16 protein-coding genes and 1 pseudogene are annotated in these 17,775 nt (G+C 62.7%); 7 read left to right on the top strand and 10 right to left on the bottom strand.

The genetic code is table 11. The features are described from left to right. Positions 1-83: 83 nt before the first annotated feature. From HMPREF2678_RS00250 to HMPREF2678_RS00260, 3 genes are all read right to left on the bottom strand, one after another. Positions 84-896: a hypothetical protein gene (locus tag HMPREF2678_RS00250; protein ID WP_034973278.1), complete on the bottom strand. Its 813-nt coding sequence runs from the start codon at positions 894-896 to the stop codon at positions 84-86. A gap of 97 nt (positions 897-993) precedes the next feature. Continuing rightward, positions 994-1,968 carry a serine hydrolase gene (locus HMPREF2678_RS00255; RefSeq protein WP_034980986.1) on the bottom strand — a complete coding sequence of 325 codons (975 nt, stop codon included), beginning with the start codon at positions 1,966-1,968 and terminating at the stop codon, positions 994-996. A gap of 136 nt (positions 1,969-2,104) precedes the next feature. Then, complete coding sequence (locus tag HMPREF2678_RS00260) at positions 2,105-2,755, bottom strand: metallophosphoesterase (protein ID WP_070550480.1); 651 nt, start codon at positions 2,753-2,755, stop codon at positions 2,105-2,107. 58 nt (positions 2,756-2,813) lie between these two features. On the opposite strand from HMPREF2678_RS00260, the pseudogene HMPREF2678_RS00265 reads away from it, so the two are divergent. The 3 genes and pseudogenes from HMPREF2678_RS00265 to HMPREF2678_RS00275 all read left to right on the top strand — a co-directional run bounded on the left by HMPREF2678_RS00265 (position 2,814) and on the right by HMPREF2678_RS00275 (position 5,339). Then, positions 2,814-3,689, top strand: a pseudogene (locus HMPREF2678_RS00265) (bile acid:sodium symporter family protein). A 12-nt stretch (positions 3,690-3,701) separates the two neighbouring features. Then, entirely contained in the window at positions 3,702-4,640 is a 939-nt protein-coding gene (locus tag HMPREF2678_RS00270; RefSeq protein ID WP_083303376.1) for an NADP-dependent oxidoreductase, read from the top strand. 57 nt (positions 4,641-4,697) lie between these two features. After that, positions 4,698-5,339, top strand: a complete 642-nt coding sequence (locus HMPREF2678_RS00275) for a hypothetical protein (protein WP_070550481.1) — start codon at positions 4,698-4,700, stop codon at positions 5,337-5,339. A gap of 36 nt (positions 5,340-5,375) precedes the next feature. Here the strand turns inward: HMPREF2678_RS00275 and HMPREF2678_RS00280 are convergent, their stop codons facing one another. Beyond that, positions 5,376-5,915, bottom strand: a complete 540-nt coding sequence (locus tag HMPREF2678_RS00280; protein WP_035001505.1) for a hypothetical protein — start codon at positions 5,913-5,915, stop codon at positions 5,376-5,378. A gap of 129 nt (positions 5,916-6,044) precedes the next feature. Between HMPREF2678_RS00280 and HMPREF2678_RS00285 the strand changes: the two genes are divergently transcribed. Next, positions 6,045-7,757, top strand: a complete 1,713-nt coding sequence (locus tag HMPREF2678_RS00285) for an FUSC family protein (RefSeq protein WP_070550482.1) — start codon at positions 6,045-6,047, stop codon at positions 7,755-7,757. A gap of 15 nt (positions 7,758-7,772) precedes the next feature. Here HMPREF2678_RS00285 and lepA read toward each other — a convergent pair whose 3' ends face one another. Further along, entirely contained in the window at positions 7,773-9,623 is a 1,851-nt protein-coding gene (gene lepA / locus HMPREF2678_RS00290) for a translation elongation factor 4 (RefSeq protein WP_034967032.1), read from the bottom strand. A gap of 117 nt (positions 9,624-9,740) precedes the next feature. On the opposite strand from lepA, the gene HMPREF2678_RS00295 reads away from it, so the two are divergent. From HMPREF2678_RS00295 to HMPREF2678_RS00305, 3 genes are all read left to right on the top strand, one after another. Further along, the gene (locus HMPREF2678_RS00295; RefSeq protein ID WP_034967027.1) at positions 9,741-10,340 is read left to right on the top strand and encodes a type II toxin-antitoxin system PemK/MazF family toxin; all 600 of its coding nucleotides are present in this window, start codon (positions 9,741-9,743) and stop codon (positions 10,338-10,340) included. 234 nt (positions 10,341-10,574) lie between these two features. After that, positions 10,575-10,838, top strand: a complete 264-nt coding sequence (gene rpsT, locus HMPREF2678_RS00300) for a 30S ribosomal protein S20 (RefSeq protein WP_005296442.1) — start codon at positions 10,575-10,577, stop codon at positions 10,836-10,838. A 172-nt stretch (positions 10,839-11,010) separates the two neighbouring features. After that, positions 11,011-12,051 carry an ADP-ribosylglycohydrolase family protein gene (locus HMPREF2678_RS00305; protein WP_034973291.1) on the top strand — a complete coding sequence of 347 codons (1,041 nt, stop codon included), beginning with the start codon at positions 11,011-11,013 and terminating at the stop codon, positions 12,049-12,051. A 6-nt stretch (positions 12,052-12,057) separates the two neighbouring features. Here the strand turns inward: HMPREF2678_RS00305 and holA are convergent, their stop codons facing one another. The 5 genes from holA to HMPREF2678_RS00330 form a co-directional block, all read right to left on the bottom strand. Continuing rightward, on the bottom strand, positions 12,058-13,029 hold the full coding sequence (holA, locus tag HMPREF2678_RS00310) for a DNA polymerase III subunit delta (protein ID WP_070550483.1): 972 nt from the start codon (positions 13,027-13,029) through the stop codon (positions 12,058-12,060). A 34-nt stretch (positions 13,030-13,063) separates the two neighbouring features. Next, complete coding sequence (locus HMPREF2678_RS00315) at positions 13,064-15,016, bottom strand: ComEC/Rec2 family competence protein (RefSeq protein ID WP_246817842.1); 1,953 nt, start codon at positions 15,014-15,016, stop codon at positions 13,064-13,066. Beyond that, on the bottom strand, positions 15,000-15,902 hold the full coding sequence (locus tag HMPREF2678_RS00320) for a ComEA family DNA-binding protein (protein WP_246817843.1): 903 nt from the start codon (positions 15,900-15,902) through the stop codon (positions 15,000-15,002). The genes HMPREF2678_RS00315 and HMPREF2678_RS00320 overlap by 17 nt, the downstream gene beginning before the upstream one ends. 117 nt (positions 15,903-16,019) lie before the next feature. Continuing rightward, on the bottom strand, positions 16,020-16,949 hold the full coding sequence (locus HMPREF2678_RS00325; RefSeq protein ID WP_070550484.1) for a DegV family protein: 930 nt from the start codon (positions 16,947-16,949) through the stop codon (positions 16,020-16,022). Beyond that, positions 16,949-17,761 carry a histidine phosphatase family protein gene (locus HMPREF2678_RS00330; RefSeq protein ID WP_070550485.1) on the bottom strand — a complete coding sequence of 271 codons (813 nt, stop codon included), beginning with the start codon at positions 17,759-17,761 and terminating at the stop codon, positions 16,949-16,951. The genes HMPREF2678_RS00325 and HMPREF2678_RS00330 overlap by 1 nt, the downstream gene beginning before the upstream one ends. Positions 17,762-17,775 lie beyond the last annotated feature (14 nt).

The following is a 17,775-nucleotide window of genomic DNA, read 5'->3' on the forward strand; positions in this document are numbered from 1 at the left end:
TTAAACCAGTCCAACTTTCGGGGGCTAGTTCAAAGTCCGCCTGGGGGCTTCTTGTATGTGGCATTGGCCGGTGACGTTGAGCTTTAGCTCGGGGTGCCCTGCGGCTCCCTGGGACTATTAGACAAGCTGCTCATGAGGTCGTTGAGGTCACTCAGGCTATCGTCGAGCAAGTCCTCCATGTCCGACAGGTCAGTTCCCATCGTCGGGAAGTTGTCGGTTGGGAACGGCAGGCTAGGAGACGTGTTACCTCCGCCGGATCCGCCAGAGTCACCAGAACCGCCGGATCCACCCAAACTGTCGCTACCTCCCTGGCCCGTCGTGTTCGTCGGCTGGCTTTCGGAGGAGCTGGGCTTCTTGTCTCCACCCTCATCGTCATCGGACATGGAGTTGTAGATCAGTACACCGCCAACAATGAGGGCAACCAGAACCAGCAAACCAATGACGATCTTGGCTACATTGCCATTTCCGCCCTGAGCGTTGGGGCCGCCCTGGCCATAAGGCTGACCAAACGGCTGGCCGGGCTGGCCGGGTTGACCGTAACCCTGCTGACCGTACCCCTGCTGGCCGTACCCCTGCTGGCCATATCCACCCTGGGAGGGGTTAAACCCCTGGTTACCGGGGTAAGGTGCGCCACCCGGCGCAGCGTTAGCGGCACCTTGCGGGGCTCCATAGGGCGAACCATATTGGCCAGCACCCTGAGCGCCTGCTGCATTATTGGTTCCAGAGGAACCGAATACTTGGGTACTTTGGTCGTCCTGACGACGGTACTGTGGCGGCTCCGGGGTATTGTCCGCGGATCCAGCGCCGGTGCCGTTGCTGCCACCATTCGAGGAGGAGAACGGGTCAGAGTTGCCGTTTCCTCCTCCGCCAAAGGGATTGTTGTCCTGTGGTGCCATCTATCTAAAACTTTCCATAACAAGAGCCAATATCGGTTGGCCTGAGGGTAACACGCCCAGGCCAACCTGCACGCACCTCTAGACTCCGAGGAACATGCTAACGCAGGTAACCTGCTGCTGCGCGAGTATCTGCGTTCTGAACCCCGCGACCGCCCCAGGAAAACGATGCGACTGTGTAGCCGTTACCGAAAGAAGCCGAGGCCAAAGTCTGCGGGCCGGAGTCCGACCAGCCCCACTTGGTGCCGTTGACACCCGGCAGGTGGACGGTACCCCAGTCCTGGCGGGTTCCATCGGCTGCCACGGGAGCTGCAGTGCGCATCCAGTGCAGAACTGCAGAGCGCGGGTGCCGGATGCGCAGCTGGTGCAGGAAGCGCGCAGTATCCGTGGCCGAGGTGTAGGAGTTGCCCCAGTGGGCAGCCGCACGGGTATTGCGCAGTCCGTATTCGCGGGCAATAGTGCTGATTGCCCGCGGGTACTTCCGGTTGATCTTCGAAGCAGCTCCATCGTCCGAGAAGCGAATCATGCGCTCGGCCAGGTAGCGGTCAGAGTTGCTTCGGTCGCCGTAGCGCAACACGTAATCGGCCATGTACAGCTTCACAATGGACAACCCTGGGCGCGCCTCATCCGCGTTCGGGGTCTTGGCGATGCCGTTGTTGGTCACCACGGCCAGGGAAGTGCGGGCGGGCACGTTGTGGATCGTGCGCACCTTGTAGCCAGGGTTCGGTGCCGGGCGATTCGGTGCCGGTCGATTCGGCACAGGGCGGTTCGGCGCAGAGGATCCTGGGATCTGGTTGGCGGACATGCCCAGTTTGTTGAGAGCGTCCTCCACGGCCTGCGGCACGGGCGGCAACTTCGGTGGCGGTGGGAGCTGCGGAAGCTGAACCTGCGGCAGCGGAGGCACCGATCCGGCGGGGCCTGGAGCAGCCGGGGCTGCGTTGGCCGGAACAGCCAGGCCGGCAACGCCCACTGCAGCAGTCATTGCGGCCGTAGCGAAACCCTTGGCTACGGAGTGGCGAGAATCCTTGGCCGCATGCCGCGGCCGGTAGGTGTACTGGGAAAAGTTGAACGTCATAACCTCTAGTCCCGTTGGTTGACCTTGTCTTGGGCTGACAAGTGGGCGTCAACTAGAAAAAGATCTAGTTAAGAAAACACAGAATAAATATACATAAATAGCAACGTGTGTTCTCGCCCAACGCGCGTAGCGCGGCCTAGCGGTAGAGCAACTCCATGACCTCTTGGTAGGGCGCCGGGTGCATACCCCAGGCATCCACGCCGACATCAACCTGGCCGGGACCGGTGACGGGTTCCGCGGAGTGCAGGTGGCCGTGAATCACAAAGGGCACATTCAAGCGCAGGTTGTCATAGCGCGACTCCATGCCCTCATGGTCTTGCCCGGGGCGCGGAAAGTGGCACAGCCAGGCAACTTCACTATCGGCCTTCTTCGCTAGATCCTCATTGTCCGCCACCCCATCGCCGTCCGGATCCCACGGGACAATGCACTGGTACGGCTGAACGGAATCGAAGACCTCCAGGAACCTGCGCTGGCGAGTCGCGCTATTGGCGTGCAGCGGATGACAGGTGTCGTGATTTCCGGCAATCAAATGCGCCGTCACGTCTAGGCCCGACAACGCATCGTGTAGCAGCGATAGCGCCCTTTCCTCCTGCGGACCCCAACCGGAAGAAATGTCCCCCAGCACCCACAAGGTATCGCCGGGGCTGAGAGCCGCGGTGAGGTTGCCAAGGATGGCCGCATCGTGGCGTTCGACATCGGTATCTCCGCGATCGTATCCGCGCAGCTCAGCAACGAAGGGGTGGCCTAGATGAAGGTCGCTGGTGAACCAGGTGCGGGGATGGCTCATTTTCACTCCTTGTGTGCGGGTACCAGCCCCACTCTAACGCTTTCCCTCCCCCGCTTTTATCCTGATCGGCGCCGGCCTCGCGCTAGTCACGCCCGAGACGTTCACACCGCTGGCGGCACACATCTCCACGATGATTGCGATCATCATGCTGTGCATGGGGCTGACGCTGACGCTGCCCGACTTCGCACTGGTCATCAAGCGCCCCCTGCCGATCTTCATCGGCGTGCTGGCGCAGTTCGTCATCATGCCGCTGGGTGCTGTGGCCGTGGCCAAGCTGCTGGGGCTGAACCCCATGCTGGCTATCGGCCTGCTGATGCTCGGTTCGGTGCCGGGTGGCACGACCTCCAACGTGGTTTCTTACCTAGCCCGCGGCGATGTTGCCCTGTCTGTGACCATGACCTCCGTGTCCACCATCCTCTCCCCGCTGGTCACCCCGGTGATCATGCTGTTGCTGGCGGGCGAGGAAACCCCCGTGGATGGCAAGTCCATGGCGTGGAGCCTGGTGCAGACCGTGCTGCTGCCCGTCATCGGCGGCTTGGTCATCCGCGTGATCTTCGACCGCTTCGTCCAGGCCCTGCTTCCGATCCTGCCGTGGCTGTCGATCGTCGCCATTGGTGGCGTGGTCTTCCCCGCCGTGGCTAAGTCTTCCGAGACCCTGATGAACATCGGCGTCACGGTGCTGATTGCTGTGATCATCCACAACACCATCGGCTACGTCCTGGGTTACTTCGCCGCCCGTGCGACCGGCGAGTCCCCTGCTGTGTGCCGCACCACCGCCATCGAGGTCGCCACGCAGTCCGCCGGCCTGGCATCTGGAATGTAGGGCAAGTACTGGGCTCCGGAAGCCGCCATCCCCGGCGCGGTCGCCGCCGTCTGGCACAACATCTCCGGCGCACTGTTTGCCTTCCTCGCGCGCCGCTTCGCCAAAAACTAGCAGCCCCCTACCATGGGGCTCATGCGTATCTTCGGCTTTGAATCTTTCGGCGGCCCCGAGGTCACCCGGTTCCTTGATGTCCCCGACCTCCAGTGGCAGCCCGGCAGCGTGCTGATCCGCCCCACCGCGATCAGCCTGAACCCCGGCGACATCAAGGTGCGCAACGGCCAGCGCCAGGGCGCTTTCCCCGTCGAGTTCCCCATGGCCATGGGTCGCGAGGCCGCCGGGATCGTCGTCGAAGCCGATCCTTCCACCGGGTTTTCGCCAGGCGATCATGTCTTCGGGTCGGCTTTCTCTGGCACTGGTGCTGCCAGCGATTCTTTCGTGCTTTTGGACGCCACCTCGACCGCAACTATCCCCAGCGGTGTGGAGGCCACGGATGCGGCCTGCCTGCCCGCGGCCGCCGGGACCGCCTACGACGCTTTGGCGGAACTGCACGACCTGGAAACCTGGCCGGATGAGGGCGCCCGCCTGCTGGTGATCGGCGCGGGCGGCGGAGTGGGCACGCATGCTCTGCAGTTGGCGCGGCATTACAACATTGAGGTCATCGGCATCGCCAGCGCCCGCAAGAAGATGCTCGTGGAGCGCCTGGGGGCGCGCTTTATGGATACCGCGGAACTGGGCAAGACCGGTTCCCATGTCACCGTCCCACCGGTAGACGGCATTCTGGATCTGGTCGGCGGCGAGGTCTTGGAGGGGCTGGCGCATCTTGCACCAGAGGGCGCCATCCGCAGCGCCGCAGACAAACAGCTGGCCACCCGCCTGGGCGGTAGCGGCATCACTCGCACCCGTACCCAGGAGCGTTTCGCAGAACTCGCCCGCTTGGTCGCGGAGGGCGCGATGCGCCCGGTCATCGGCAGGGAGCTGTCCTTCAGCGCAGCCGCCGAGGGCTACGATGAGGTGGAGTCGGGGCACGCGCTGGGAAAGGTCGTTCTCACTGTGAATGACTAGCGGAAGCGCTAGGCTTCTTCTTTAATACAACTCTTTTCTTTACTTAAGGACGTTTTCATGAAGCGCACGTCTGCCCTTGCCCTGCTCTCCGTCGCCGCACTGAGCCTAAGCGCCTGCGGTTCTGAAAACTCCAACGATGCCGCCGACTCCGAAAGCTCCGCCAACAGCTCTGCGCGGCAAGATTCCGCAGCCAAGGGTGAAGGCTCTAAGAAGGACAGCTCGAAGAAGTCCGGCCCCAACCCCACCCCACCGGCTTCAAACCACGGTTCCGGTCACACCTCCGCCCCGGATAGCAACAACCGCGCAGCTGAGCCGACGCGAGGTAAACGCAAACGTTCCTCTTCCAACGGGGGACCTGCTTACCCGCGAAATGACTGCGGGGTCACTGCAAATGGCGCTGAGATCAGCGTTCCGCTGCGCACGTCATGCGAGTTCGCCGATGTGATTTATGCAGCGGCATTGAAGCCCACCTACGTCTATAGGTCTAGCGACCCTAGCGTGACGGCTATCCCCCGTGCGAGCATCACGGTCACTGACCCCGATTCCGGTGATACTCATGCGATGGACTGCCTCGTGGGGTCGGACGGCAGCACTCTAATGTGTCGGGTAGGCAAATCGAACGATTACGACTTTGGGGCAGACTTCACTCTGAAGCAAAAGAAGTGGTTCGACTACCTCACAATCGCCACTCCACAGTAGGACTCCCCCTCGTGCCCTGCGCGGATAAGGCGAACGTTAGGCAGGGGTCAGCGCGCCGGCGGTAGCGATCAACGCAAACTCCGCGATCCAGATCCACAGCCAGGGGCGCTTCGGCAGCAACGGCAGCTCTTCGGACGGAGCAGGTCGAGCGAACACGGACTTTGTTGCCGGGTCGAAGGATTCCCACACCTCCCGGTAATCAGCTTCCGTGGCGGCCCATTGCCGAACCGACTTCGTATCGCGTTTGTTCGCATATATCCAATACAACGCTGGGCCTGCGAAGACGAGGAAATACAGGACTGCGAGGAGGATTTTTAGACCTCCCGAGGTACCTTCCACAGCCCCCGAAGGAATCCCGACAAGCATCATGCCACCCAAGATCAGTGCAAGCCACGCCGCGAGCTTTTTAGCGGTATTCGGGCGGTACCTGGCCAACCGGATGCGGCGGGTTTCCACTTCTTGCTCGTCTGTGGAACGCACGACGTGCCCGTCGGTGGGATCCTCGTCCGGCATCCAGCCAGCCAAGTAATCCTTCTTGCCCTGCTCGCCATAACCCTGCGGCTCTTTGTAGTTCATGACTCTTAGTGTAGGTAGAGCCCGGACAACCCACAGCGGGACGTTCGATTCTCTGCGGTTAGACTATGACTGTCCAACCCGATCCTTTTCGTTCCCTTGAGCGATCCTTCGAGGAGGCCTACAGCCGCAGTGAGCCAGCCCAGTCCCGTAAAGCGCCCCGCCGAGTTCCCCATCCCCCAGCACCCTAGCGCCTGGGAACTCTTCACTACCTTCAACTCCAAGGCCAAAGGCTGGGCAGCTGGCGTACGGGCCGCACTGTCTTTGCTGATCCCGGGCACAATCGCGTGGTCTTTAGGCCACACCGATGCGATGCTGCTAGTCGCCGGAGGCGCGTTCGCTGTTATTTACGGCGGCAACCTTCCATACCGAACCCGTCTGAAGGTCATGGTCTTCTCCGCCGCACTTCTGGCCATCTGCCCCACCATCGCAGCATGGCTGGGAAAGATGATGTGGGCGCACATGGACTCCGGGGGTTCGCACTGGTGGCTCCTGATCGCCGGTGCCTATTGCACCTTCCTGTCGGGCGTATTCACCTATGCCCAGAACGCTCTGCGTCTGCCGCCACCGGGCGGCTTCTTCATCGTCATGGTCTCCGGCGGCGCCACGATGATCGCCCGCAACGGCCTCAACCCGCTAGCCATCGGTGGCTGGGCTCTGTTCGGCGCGTTCGTCGCCGTCATCGTCGGCATGTTCCCCGCCCTGCTCAACCCGCGGGGCCCAGAGCAGCAGGCGATCCGCACCCTCAACAACGCGGTTGCGGACTTCGAGGCCGATCCTTCGCCCGGCCACTACTACCTCGCCCGCACCTCTTTGTTTGAGGCCTGGTCCGCTCTCATGGGAGCAGGGATCGTCTCTGGTGGCAAGGTTGTCCGCGAAGCTCAGCGCAACCTGGTGGCGCAGGTGCAACAGGCCCGCAAGCGACTCATGGCTCTCAGTGCCGAGGCCGGTTACGTCGACACGGACGAGGATTTCTCCGACTCCAACGGCATGGTCGAGCCCACCCGCACCGCCATCCCCCACCACCAGCCGTCGGTGAAGTACCGCATCGGCCGCTCTCTGAACATCCACAGCCATGCGGAACTCAGCATGGAAAAAGTAGTGCTCGCCAGCCTGACCTCCTGCACCCTCACCATCTGGCTGGGGCTGGATCGTCCCGACTGGGGTGTGATTACCGCTCTGCTGATCCTGCAGTGGGGGCCAGAGAAAATCCCCGGCACCATCCGCGGCGTCCACCGACTCTTGGGCTCCGTGCTGGGCATCGGCTTGTTCGCCATCGCCCACGCCTTCCAGATCGGCGGCCTACCCCTGCTGTTCCTCCTGGCCATTTGCCAATTCGCCGCCGAGTTCTTCATCGTCAAGAACTATGCGTTCACCGTCATCTTCACCACCCCCATGGCTCTGATGATGGGTAACTCGCTCGCCCGCCCGCTCAGCGATGTCACCATCGATCGCCTGGCCGAGGTGTTTGTTGCGATGATCTGTTCGTTTGTTTTCTTGTGGTTCTGGCGCACTACGTCGGACGCCCACTATCACCGCCGCCTGGTCGGCCATTGTAAAGCCGCCATGGGCTCCCTGCTGGGCGCATTGCTGACTACCCACCCCGACGATGCCCTCTACGCACGCCGCGACCTGCAGTTCGAGCTGCTCAGCGAGCGCAAGCACATGATGAAGATGATCAACAACAACTCGTCGTACGCGCGCCGCGTGTGGGCCAAGCACAACCAGCTGCAGCTCACCGGGTATACCCTGCTGGATTACTGCAACGCCCACGCGGACGAGGAGCTCTCCTTAAGCGAAATCAACCGCCTGGCCGCGTCGGTACGGGCGCTCGGTGGAAACTAGTCGGCGTCAATAAACCTAGTCGGCATCAGTAGACAGGGCAGCGACGAAGGCTTCCTGCGGAACAGAAACCGAACCGATAGCCTTCATGCGCTTCTTGCCTTCCTTCTGCTTTTCCAGCAGCTTGCGCTTACGCGAGACGTCGCCGCCGTAGCACTTGGAAAGAACGTCCTTGCGCAGGGCGCGGATGTTCTCGCGGGCAATGATCTTGGAGCCGATGGCAGCCTGCACCGGCACCTCGAACTGCTGGCGCGGGATAAGCTCCTTGAGCTTCACCGTCATCTTGTTGCCGTACCAGTGGGCGTTTTCGCGGTGCACGATCGCGCTGAATGCATCCACCGGGTCGCCCTGCAGCAGGATGTCGACCTTCACCAGGTCGGCCAGCTGCTCGCCAGCTTCCTCGTAGTTCAGCGAAGCGTAGCCCTTGGTGCGGGACTTTAACTGGTCGAAGAAGTCGAAGATGATCTCGCCCAGCGGCATGGTGTAGCGCAGCTCCACGCGGTCCTCGGACAAGTAGTCCATGCCGCCCATCTGGCCACGCTTGGACTGGCACAGCTCCATAGTCGAACCCAGGAACTCCGCCGGCACGATCACGGTCATCTTCACGATCGGCTCGTAGACCTCACGCATCTTGCCGCCCGGCCAGTCCGAGGGGTTGCGGACGTAGACTTCCTTGCCGTCCTCCTTGACCACACGGTAGACCACGGAAGGCGCGGTGGAGATCAGGTCCAGGCCGAACTCGCGCTCCAGGCGGGTGCGGGTGATCTCCATGTGCAGCAGCCCCAGGAACCCACAGCGGAAGCCGAAGCCCAGGGCCACCGAAGTCTCCGGTTCGAAAGTCAGGGAAGCATCGTTAAGCTGCAGCTTCTCGATTGCTTCGCGCAGGTCGGGGTACTGGTCGGCGCTGATTGGGAACAGGCCGGAGTACACCATCGGGGTCGGCTCCTGGTAGCCCTTCAAAGGCACCTCGGCTCCGTTGGTCGCCCAGGTGATCGTATCGCCCACCTTGGACTGGCGAACGTCCTTCACACCGGTGATGATGTAGCCAACCTCGCCCACACCCAGGCCCTTGGTCTTCGTCGGTTCTGGGGAGACCACGCCGATTTCCAGGGTTTCGTGGGTCGCGCCGGTACTCATCATTTGGATCTTCTGGCGGGATTCCAGCTTGCCGTCCATCATGCGCACGTAGGTCACCACGCCGCGGTAGATGTCGTAGACGCTGTCGAAGATCATGGCGCGGGCCGGGGCATCAGCGTCCCCCACGGGAGCGGGCACAAGTTCGCAGACCTTATCCAGCAGCTCGGGCACACCCTCGCCCGTCTTACCGGATACGCGCAGCACGTCCTCCGGCTCGCAACCAATAATGTGGGCGAGCTCCAGCGAGTACTTCTCCGGGTCTGCTGCCGGCAGGTCGATCTTGTTCAGCACCGGGATGATTTCCAGGTCGTTTTCCATCGCCAGGTACAGGTTCGCCAGCGTCTGGGCCTCGATGCCCTGCGCTGCGTCGACCAGCAGGATGCAGCCCTCACATGCCTCCAGGGCGCGGGAGACCTCGTAGGTGAAGTCCACGTGGCCGGGCGTATCGATCAGGTGCATCACGAGTTCTTCACCCGCGTGTGGGCCCGTCTTCGGCACCCATGGAAGGCGCACGTTCTGCGCCTTAATGGTGATGCCACGCTCGCGCTCAATATCCATGTTGTCCAGGTATTGGTCGCGCATGTCGCGGTCTTCGACTACGCCGGACATCTGCAGGATGCGGTCCGCCAGGGTGGATTTGCCGTGGTCAATGTGGGCAATGATGCAGAAGTTGCGGATCCTCTCCGGGTCCGTGAACGTCTCTGTGGCGTAATTCTTCTGCTTGGCTGCCATGTGCCCTCCTCTTTCGCTTACGCGTAACCCTACTATGTATCGGCCCGGAAGTAGCAGACGGGGTTTGGCTGCGAAACTGCATTCCTGTGTGTGCCTCGTTCAGGTAATCTGTCAGCTATGGCTGGTTCCGAAGTTAGTGATGTGGAAGTGACGCCCCCACGTGGCAAATCCACCAATCTCTTTGGGGCTATTCGGGGATTCTTCCAGCATTTTTACCTGCGTCATTTCACGCGCAAGCAAGCGCTGAAGCGCGGCATCGCGGAACTCAACGCACATCTGGGCATGGGGGCGAAGCACGCTGCTGCGACGGAGTCGCGGGAGGAAACTATTAAGACCCCCAGCCGGGATCTTGCCCGTGCCGTCACTTACATCCCGGATATGGACGGGCAGGCAGATGCTGGAGAGGTCGTGTGGGCGAACATTCGCCCCAAGAAGGGCATGGTTCCCGAGCAACGCGCGGTCCTCGTGGTGGGTCGCAACCACCACCGGCTACTAACGCTACTGATCTCCTCCCGGGAAGAATACGCCGATAAGATCAACTGGATCCCCGTCGGCACTGGTCCGTGGAGTACCGGCGCGGACCTGGATAGCTGGGTACGAATGGATAAGGTGCTGCAGGTTCCGGAGTCCCACATTCAGCGCCGCGGCATCCCGCTGCCAGCCCGTCGCTTTGAACGGGTGGCCAACGAACTCCGCCAGGTCTACGGCTGGAGCTAAGCTCCCCGCGTTTTGTCGTTTCCCGACCTATACTGCTAACATTTCTCGAGTTCACAGTGCCCGTGTTGCGCTCGCAAAAAGTACGCCCCGCAATACGTAAGCACTGCAGGCCACGTCGCATTCCACAGGACCTTGGGTGGGGTGTAAGAGATCACGTGGACACAGCGAAGCTTTGTGCTTCCAATGAACGTCAAAATTTTTTTCGAAGACTTTTAGGAAAAGAGGCACGCCACCATGGCAAACATCAAGCAGCAGAAGAAGCGCGTTCTGACCAACGAGATCGCCCGCAAGCGCAACCAGGCTATCCGCTCCCGTCTGCGCACCGAGACCCGCAAGTTCAACGCTGCGGTTGAGGCTGGCGACAAGGAAGCCGCAGAGGCTCAGCTGCGCGTCGCTTCCCGCTTCTACGACAAGGCCGTCACCAAGGGCACCATTCACCGCAACAACGCGGCGAACAAGAAGTCCGGTATGGCCGCTCGCTTCAACAAGATGGCTTAAGCTTTCGCTAGCTTCTTGTGTAAAAGAGGCCCGCATCCTTTAAAAGAGGTTGAGACGTTGCGTCACTAAGCAACGACAACAACAACCTCCCCGGGTGCGGGCTTTCACTTTGCCCTAAAGTGATTAGCTAGGTTTCAAACGCAATGACTTTCCGAAGGAGTTCGAAGAAGGGATGAAGGATCGTTTCCGATCAGCCCTGCTCGGCACCGCATTGGGCGATGCGTGGGGCTACCCGTACCAGATGCCTCCGCAGCCCGAGCGCACCCCGCTTCCCGAACCGCTCGTTATCAGTGACGCTACGCAGATGACGTTGGCGCTCTGTGCCGCGATGAAGGATATCGACCGAGGAAACCTCGACCGCGAAGAGGGCATGCAGGCCATCGGCCAGCACTTCATCAACTACCACTCCGACCCAGACTACGACCGCCTGCCCGGCCCCTCCACAACGGAATCGCTGGACCGTCTGAGCCAGCTCGGCGCGGAGCACTGGGACGATGTGTCTACCCACTCCGGGGGGTCTGGCGCGGTCATGCGCGTGGCCGCCAGTGCGCTGCTGGCTCCGTCGGATCAGGGCGTGGGCTGGTCCGTGCTGCAAGGCATGGTGACCCACGACTCGGGCGTGGCCCGTGCGGCGTGCGCCGTGATGGCATGCCTGGTGTCCGCCCGCAAGGGCACCGACCTGGTGAATGTCGCTGAGGGTCTGGCCGGCGACGAGAACTTCGACAACGACAATCTGCTGACCAACGAGGAGAAGTCCGACATCCTCCAGGATCTGGATTCGGCGCTGATCACGGACCTCACCGGCCCCGACGCGCCGCTGAGCGAGTTGATTTCCCGCGTGGCCGCTGTGCGCGAGCACCTAGATCCTTTCCTCGCCCAGGGCGACTTCGAGGAGCTTTACCGCTGCCGCCGCAAGTTCGTGCAGATCTTCGGCCGGGGCTGGGATGCTGGTTCGTGCACGGCTTCTGCCCTGCTGCTGGCGCAGCTGTACCTGGATCACAGTGATCAATACGCCCCGCACGATTTCCTGCACGTCGCGGTGAATTGGCCGGGCAACCGCAACACCCGTGCGTCGTTGACGGGTGCGCTGCTGGGTTCCCACCTGGAAGGTGGCGTGGACCAGTGGGAGGAAACGCGGGACTACCAGTTTGAATCCCGCTACAACGACGCGATCCACTGCGGTGTGTGGAAGGGCTTCCGCCCCGCGGTATAGCGGGTGTTAGCGCCGCAGCGCCACCTGCGCGATCCGGCGCACCGCATCTTCCACTGCGTAGTCGGGGTCCGTGCTGTGGCCCTTCACCCCGGCATCCAGTGCGCCGGTGATCTGTACTGCCTGGGCGATCATGGGGGTGCTCCAGCGCCGGGCCGTACGGATCGTCTTATCCAGCTTCCACGGCGCCATGCCGAACTTGGCCGCATCGCGGCGGGAATTAATGTTGCCTGCCCCGGCGACCTTTGCAATGTCCGCCACCGCGGAGCTCAGAGCGCTGGCCAGCAACACAGGTGGCACGCCTAGCTGCAGGGCCCGGCGCGCCAGAGCCACGGCGGCAGAGACATTTCCGGCGATCGCATAGTCCGCCACTTCGAAACCGCTGACTTCCGCTTTGCCCTGGTAGTAGCGCTTCACCGCGGCGGCGTCTACGTTCCCGTCGGTATCCGCGATCAGCTGGCTGATGGCGCTGGCCAGCTGCCGTAGGTCGCTGCCGACAACGTCCAGCAGTAGCTCGCAGACCTCGCGGGTCACACGCGCGCCGTGGGCGCGGAATTCTTGGTCGATGAAGGCGAGCTGTTCCCGCCCTTTCAGCGCCCCGGCTTGGAACACCACCGCGCCGAGTTTCGGCCAGCTATCTACCAGCTTTTTGTTACGCCCCTTGCCGGTGTGCACGATGATCAGCACCACGCCGTCCGCCGGGTCTTTGATGGCTTGTTCCAGCAGGCTGATGATGTCCTTACCCGTATCCTCTACCCCGGTGACCACGACGATGCGGTCTTCGGCGAACAAGCTGGGGCTGAGTAGTTCCGCCAGTTCGGGGGCGCTGAGCTCCGACGCTTTTCGCATCTCCACCGGCAAGTTCGGGTCCCCGCTGGCGGCCCGTGCCTGCTGCACGATTCCCTGTCGGCGCCGTTCGGCGAGGAAATCATCGCCACCGACGATGAGGTTGATGGGTGCGGGGTGCTCGGTGGCGTTCATGGGTTCGATCTTGCCAGATCCACGCCGGGGACTTCTAACGGAACTTCAGCTTGTCTTTGCACGGGTAGTACACCGGCACCCCACTGGGCATGTAGCTGGGCCTATCGTGGGGTTTCCCGCACTCGGTCACCACCACGGCCACCTGCCCTGCCCCACCCGCGGCTGCCACGGCGTCTGCGATCTGTTGCTGTTGCCGTATCGCCGCCTCGTCGTCGCTCACCCGAATCACCGTTGTGCCGTTGAGGTCTATCACCCCAGTCTGCATTGTCGCTGTTGTGTGTTTATCTGGTCTTTCTAGTTTTATGACGCCCCCACGATCCCCTAACCCAAGCATCACCAGGCCGCACAAGAGCGTGACCCAACACCACCGAAGCTGTCGCCAGTGCCGGGCGTAACGCACACTAAGAAGAAGCCCTGCCAGTAGTGAGGTGGCCAGAGCTGCCCATAACCACCCACCAGGGGTAGCTAGCATCGGCGCGGTGGAGCCTGTGCGCGCTACCCACATCACCCATGCCGCGCACGGCACGGCCGGGGCTACTATTGTCTGGGCCAGCAGAAACGTCAGCGGTGGATACACCGCGGCTAGCAACGCGCTGAGCAGCCCCAACACCGTAATGATTGGTACGACCGCCGTCACGGCGAGGTTACACACCACCGCGACCAGAGAGACCTTGCCCGTCATGTGGACGATGATCGGGATGGTCACCAGGTCCGCAGCCACGGCGATCACCACCATGCGCACTGCCATCGCTTGCAGCTGGGTGGGGCGGTCGTCTTTGACCAACCAGGGGACTTGCTGCAGCCTCAACAAAATGGCTTTCGACCACCACGGAAGTACCACCAGGATGCCCGCGGTCGCTGCCACGGATAATACGAAGGCGTAACTGATGGCCATGCCCGGGGCGATCACCATCAGTAGCAAAACGGCGGCGCTCAGGGAGGCCAACACGTCCGTCCAGCGCGCCGATGCCACGGCCACCAGGCCAACGCTGCCCATGATCGCCGCGCGCAGCACGCTGGGTTCCGGGCCGACCAGCAGTACGAATGCCGCTAAGAATAGCGCTGCTACAACGAGCCGGCTTCGGTAGCCTGCTCGGCACGCTGTGGCTATGAGCAATGCGGTTCCGGTGATCACCGCGACGTTGGAGCCAGAAACTGCGCTCAGGTGGCTGAGCCCCGTGACGGTGAACTGATTGCGAAGGGTGGAATCCTGCATGCTGACGTCCCCCATCACCATGCCGGGCAGGATCTTACCCGCATCCCACGGCAGGTCGGCGCACAGCGCGTGGAAACTTTCGCGTAGCCAGCTGGTGATGCGCCATAGCCCCTCCGGCTCGCCTAGATTCTCCGGCGCCCGGGTGGCCGACAACGTCACCGGGATGAGCTCTGCCCCTTGGGCTGGGCGCGCAGTGGCGGAGATATCGAAGCTCATGCCTGGCTGAAGTGACGTGAAATCAATGGCATTCGCGCCAGCTCCGCGGGCTAGCTCGGGACGCAGGAATAGTGGCACGTCCCCCAAGCCGGGGACTTCTACGGGAACCACCACCCTCCCCTCCGTGAGCTGCTTCGGCAGGCCCGCCACCGTCACCCGCTCCCGCACCACGGCCGCGTTGGTGGAGAGTGTGCGCAGTAGCGGGTGGGCGTCAATAAAAAGAATCCGCAACCACGTGCCGGCCCCGACTGTGCTGGCGATAGCCCCGACGGTAGCGACGCTGCGCGCGAGCACCCGGGAAACGCGAAAGCCATAAGCACGGCGGAGGCGAAGCCACCACACGGCCCCGCCTAGCGCGGCGGCCAGCCCGACAAGAAGTGGCCAATAGCTGCGGGTCAAGATGATCGCAGCGGCCATCAGCCAGCTAGTCAGGGCCACTGGGACGAGGCGCAGATCTATACCCCGCGCCTTCGCGACAGCCTCCGGGGAGTAGGGCTCGATGACGCTGCTGGAAACAGTGGAATCAGTGGAAAGGGCGCTAGATGGTGACCGCATCGCGCATCGATTCAAACTTCGCCGGGCCGATGCCGCGCACCTCCAGGAGCTGCTCCACGCTGGTGAATGGCCCGTTGGAGTCGCGCCAGGCGATGATGGCCTCCGCAGTGGCGGGGCCAATACCGCTGATGGTTTCCAGCTGCGCAGAATCGGCGGTGTTGAGGTTGATCTTGCCCTCCGCCGAGGCTCCCGCTTTGGAGCCGGAATTGGCACCGGATTTGGCGCCGGAATTGGCGCCAGGGTTGCCGCCCGCCTTGTTCGGATCACCCGGCGCGGCCGCACCTCCGGCAGAGGTCTGCCCCGCCCCGGCGTAGACCACGCTAGAGCCCTTATCGTCCACCACAATCTGCATGCCATCACTGACCTGCTCGGCCAGATTGATGCCCAGCACGACGGCCTTGGGCAGAGTTCCTCCCGCTGCCTCTATTGCCTCCCCCACCCGGGTATTCGCCTGTACGCGCAGCAGACCGGGATGGCGCACCATGCCCTGCACGCTGACGACGCACTCCTGGTCGCCATCGCCTTCTTCCGAGTTCTCTGTGGCACCACCGGCAGCACCTGCATCACCCGCGCCGCCAGCACTGTCAGTCGCCCCGCCCGCGCTGTTTGTCGCCACGCCATTGTTACCCGGCGCGTTCGTGCCAGCCAGCAACTCCGGGCCACTGGCTGGTGCTGCCTCTCCGCCCTCCGAATCCGACCGTTGGCAGGCGAACAACGCAAAGCCAATGAGGGCAGCCATCACAACCGCCACCACCAGCGCCCGCGAAGCCCTGCCGCCCATGTCCGCGTGCGTATCTAGATCGACGTTGGCTAGCTCGTGTTCGGGCATTGGCTGCGCCAGTGCTTCCGCCCGGGCGCGCACCTTGTCTACGGAACTCAACCGCATTCGTCGTGTGGACATGCGCCCGATCACAGCACACCGGCGGGACGGTCAGCGCCGTGCCCTTGCCCTCTAGAGATCAAAACCCCAGAAGGCTGTGGATAACTCCTTGCCTGTGGAAATTCAGTCCGAGTCCGAGTCCGACGTCGAGTTCTCCCACATCGTCGCTGCCACGCCCAATGCCCCCTGGCCGACGTGCAACTGCAGAACCTCCGGGATGGTCACAATGCTGACCTCCACCTGCGGCAAAGACTGCCAGGTTTCCACTCGTACCTGTCGGCGCAAACCATGGGCCCGCGGCTCCGGAGGCTCGGTTGGTGCCTCCAGTTGGTTCAGTTCCTCAACCATTTCCCCGATCCGGGCAGAAAGATCCACCGCCTGATCTTCCGCGTCGCTGTGGTGCACGGCGATCTTCACATCGCGGGGGTTTCCCTTGGCCGCCACGGCCTCGTCGATGACCAGCTGACGCACAAACTTCACCACCCTATCCATGGCTTTCACCTGGGTACGGGTCTTGGCCGCCAACGTCAGCCTGCCCTCCGCTAACTGCAGGATCGGCTTGATCGCCAGCGTGGAGGTCAACAGCGCCTGCCCCACCGACAGCCGCCCACCCTTGCGCAACACATCCAGCTCATGGACATACAGCCACAGCGAGGAGTTCTTCAGCGATTCCTCCGCCACGGCCACCACCGCATCCAGGTCCGCGCCCTCCCGGGCGGCCTCGGCGGCACGCAGCGCGGCAAAGCCCAGGACCATCCCGATGTTCTTCGAATCCAGCACCCGCACCTTGCCCTCGAAAACTCCCGCGGCCACGGAAGCGTTGGCGAAAGTCGCGGACAGTTGCTTGGACAGGTGCAGCGCCACCACGCCCGCATCGCCGCCGCGCTCCATCAGGCGCGCATAGCTCGCGGCCAGCTCCAAACTGCTGAGGCTGGCGGTGGTCTGCTCTTCGCCCTCGCCTTCCACGTGCAGGTCCAGCACCGTGATGCCTGCCTTCTTCGCAAGGTCCTCTGGCAAGCAGCAGGAAGAATCAGTGACAATCTGGACAGCCACTAGCCCCTCCCCTGGCTGGGATCGTGCGGGGCGGAGGCGGTGGCGTCATGAGTAGAAGAAACAGGGCTACTACCTGGAAGGGCACCTTCATCCGGGCTTGCATCGGTGGCCACGCCCAAATTCCATCCCTCCAGGTGCCACTGCGGCAGCTTCCACCAGTCTGGACGGCTAGAGGGCACCAACGGCACCGTCGAACCGTCAATGGCTACCGGCGTGGTTCCCGTTGCCTCGCCAGTAAAACGGGGACGGGCCAGCAGCTGCGACCAGCAGGCATTGCCCAGGCCGGTGAACACCGGGTAGTAACGGCTCGGTAGATCCAATAGACGGGCAGTCAAAGCGCCGATCGTTCCGCCGTGGGCGACGATCATCACATCGCCGTCGTCGAAAACATCGGTGGCCATGATCTCTTCAATCACGGCGTGGGCGCGCTCGGCTACCTCCAGGCGCGTTTCGCCACCCGGCGGCGCCCACAGCGGATCGTGGCGCCAATACGCACGCTGACCAGGGAAATCACGGTCGACCTCTTCGCGCGAGGCGCCTTGCCACTGCCCCAGATCAGTCTCCCGCAAGCGAGGGTCGGTCGTCACCTCGCAGCCGAAAGGCTCCGCGAGGATCAGTGCCGTATCGTAGGCGCGCTTCAAGTCGCTGGAGATCACCCGGGCGATGCGCTTATCCTCCAGCATCTGCGCCGTGACCTTGGCTTGCTGTACCCCTACCGGGGACAGATCCGTATCCAGCTGGCCTTGCATCCGCCCTTTGGCGTTGTATTCCGTCTGTCCGTGACGGACCAAATAGACCCTGCGCTCGCCCATGATCAGAAACTACC

It is taken from the genome of Corynebacterium sp. HMSC058E07, from assembly GCF_001809885.1.
Taxonomy (GTDB): Bacteria; Actinomycetota; Actinomycetes; order Mycobacteriales; family Mycobacteriaceae; genus Corynebacterium; species Corynebacterium macclintockiae.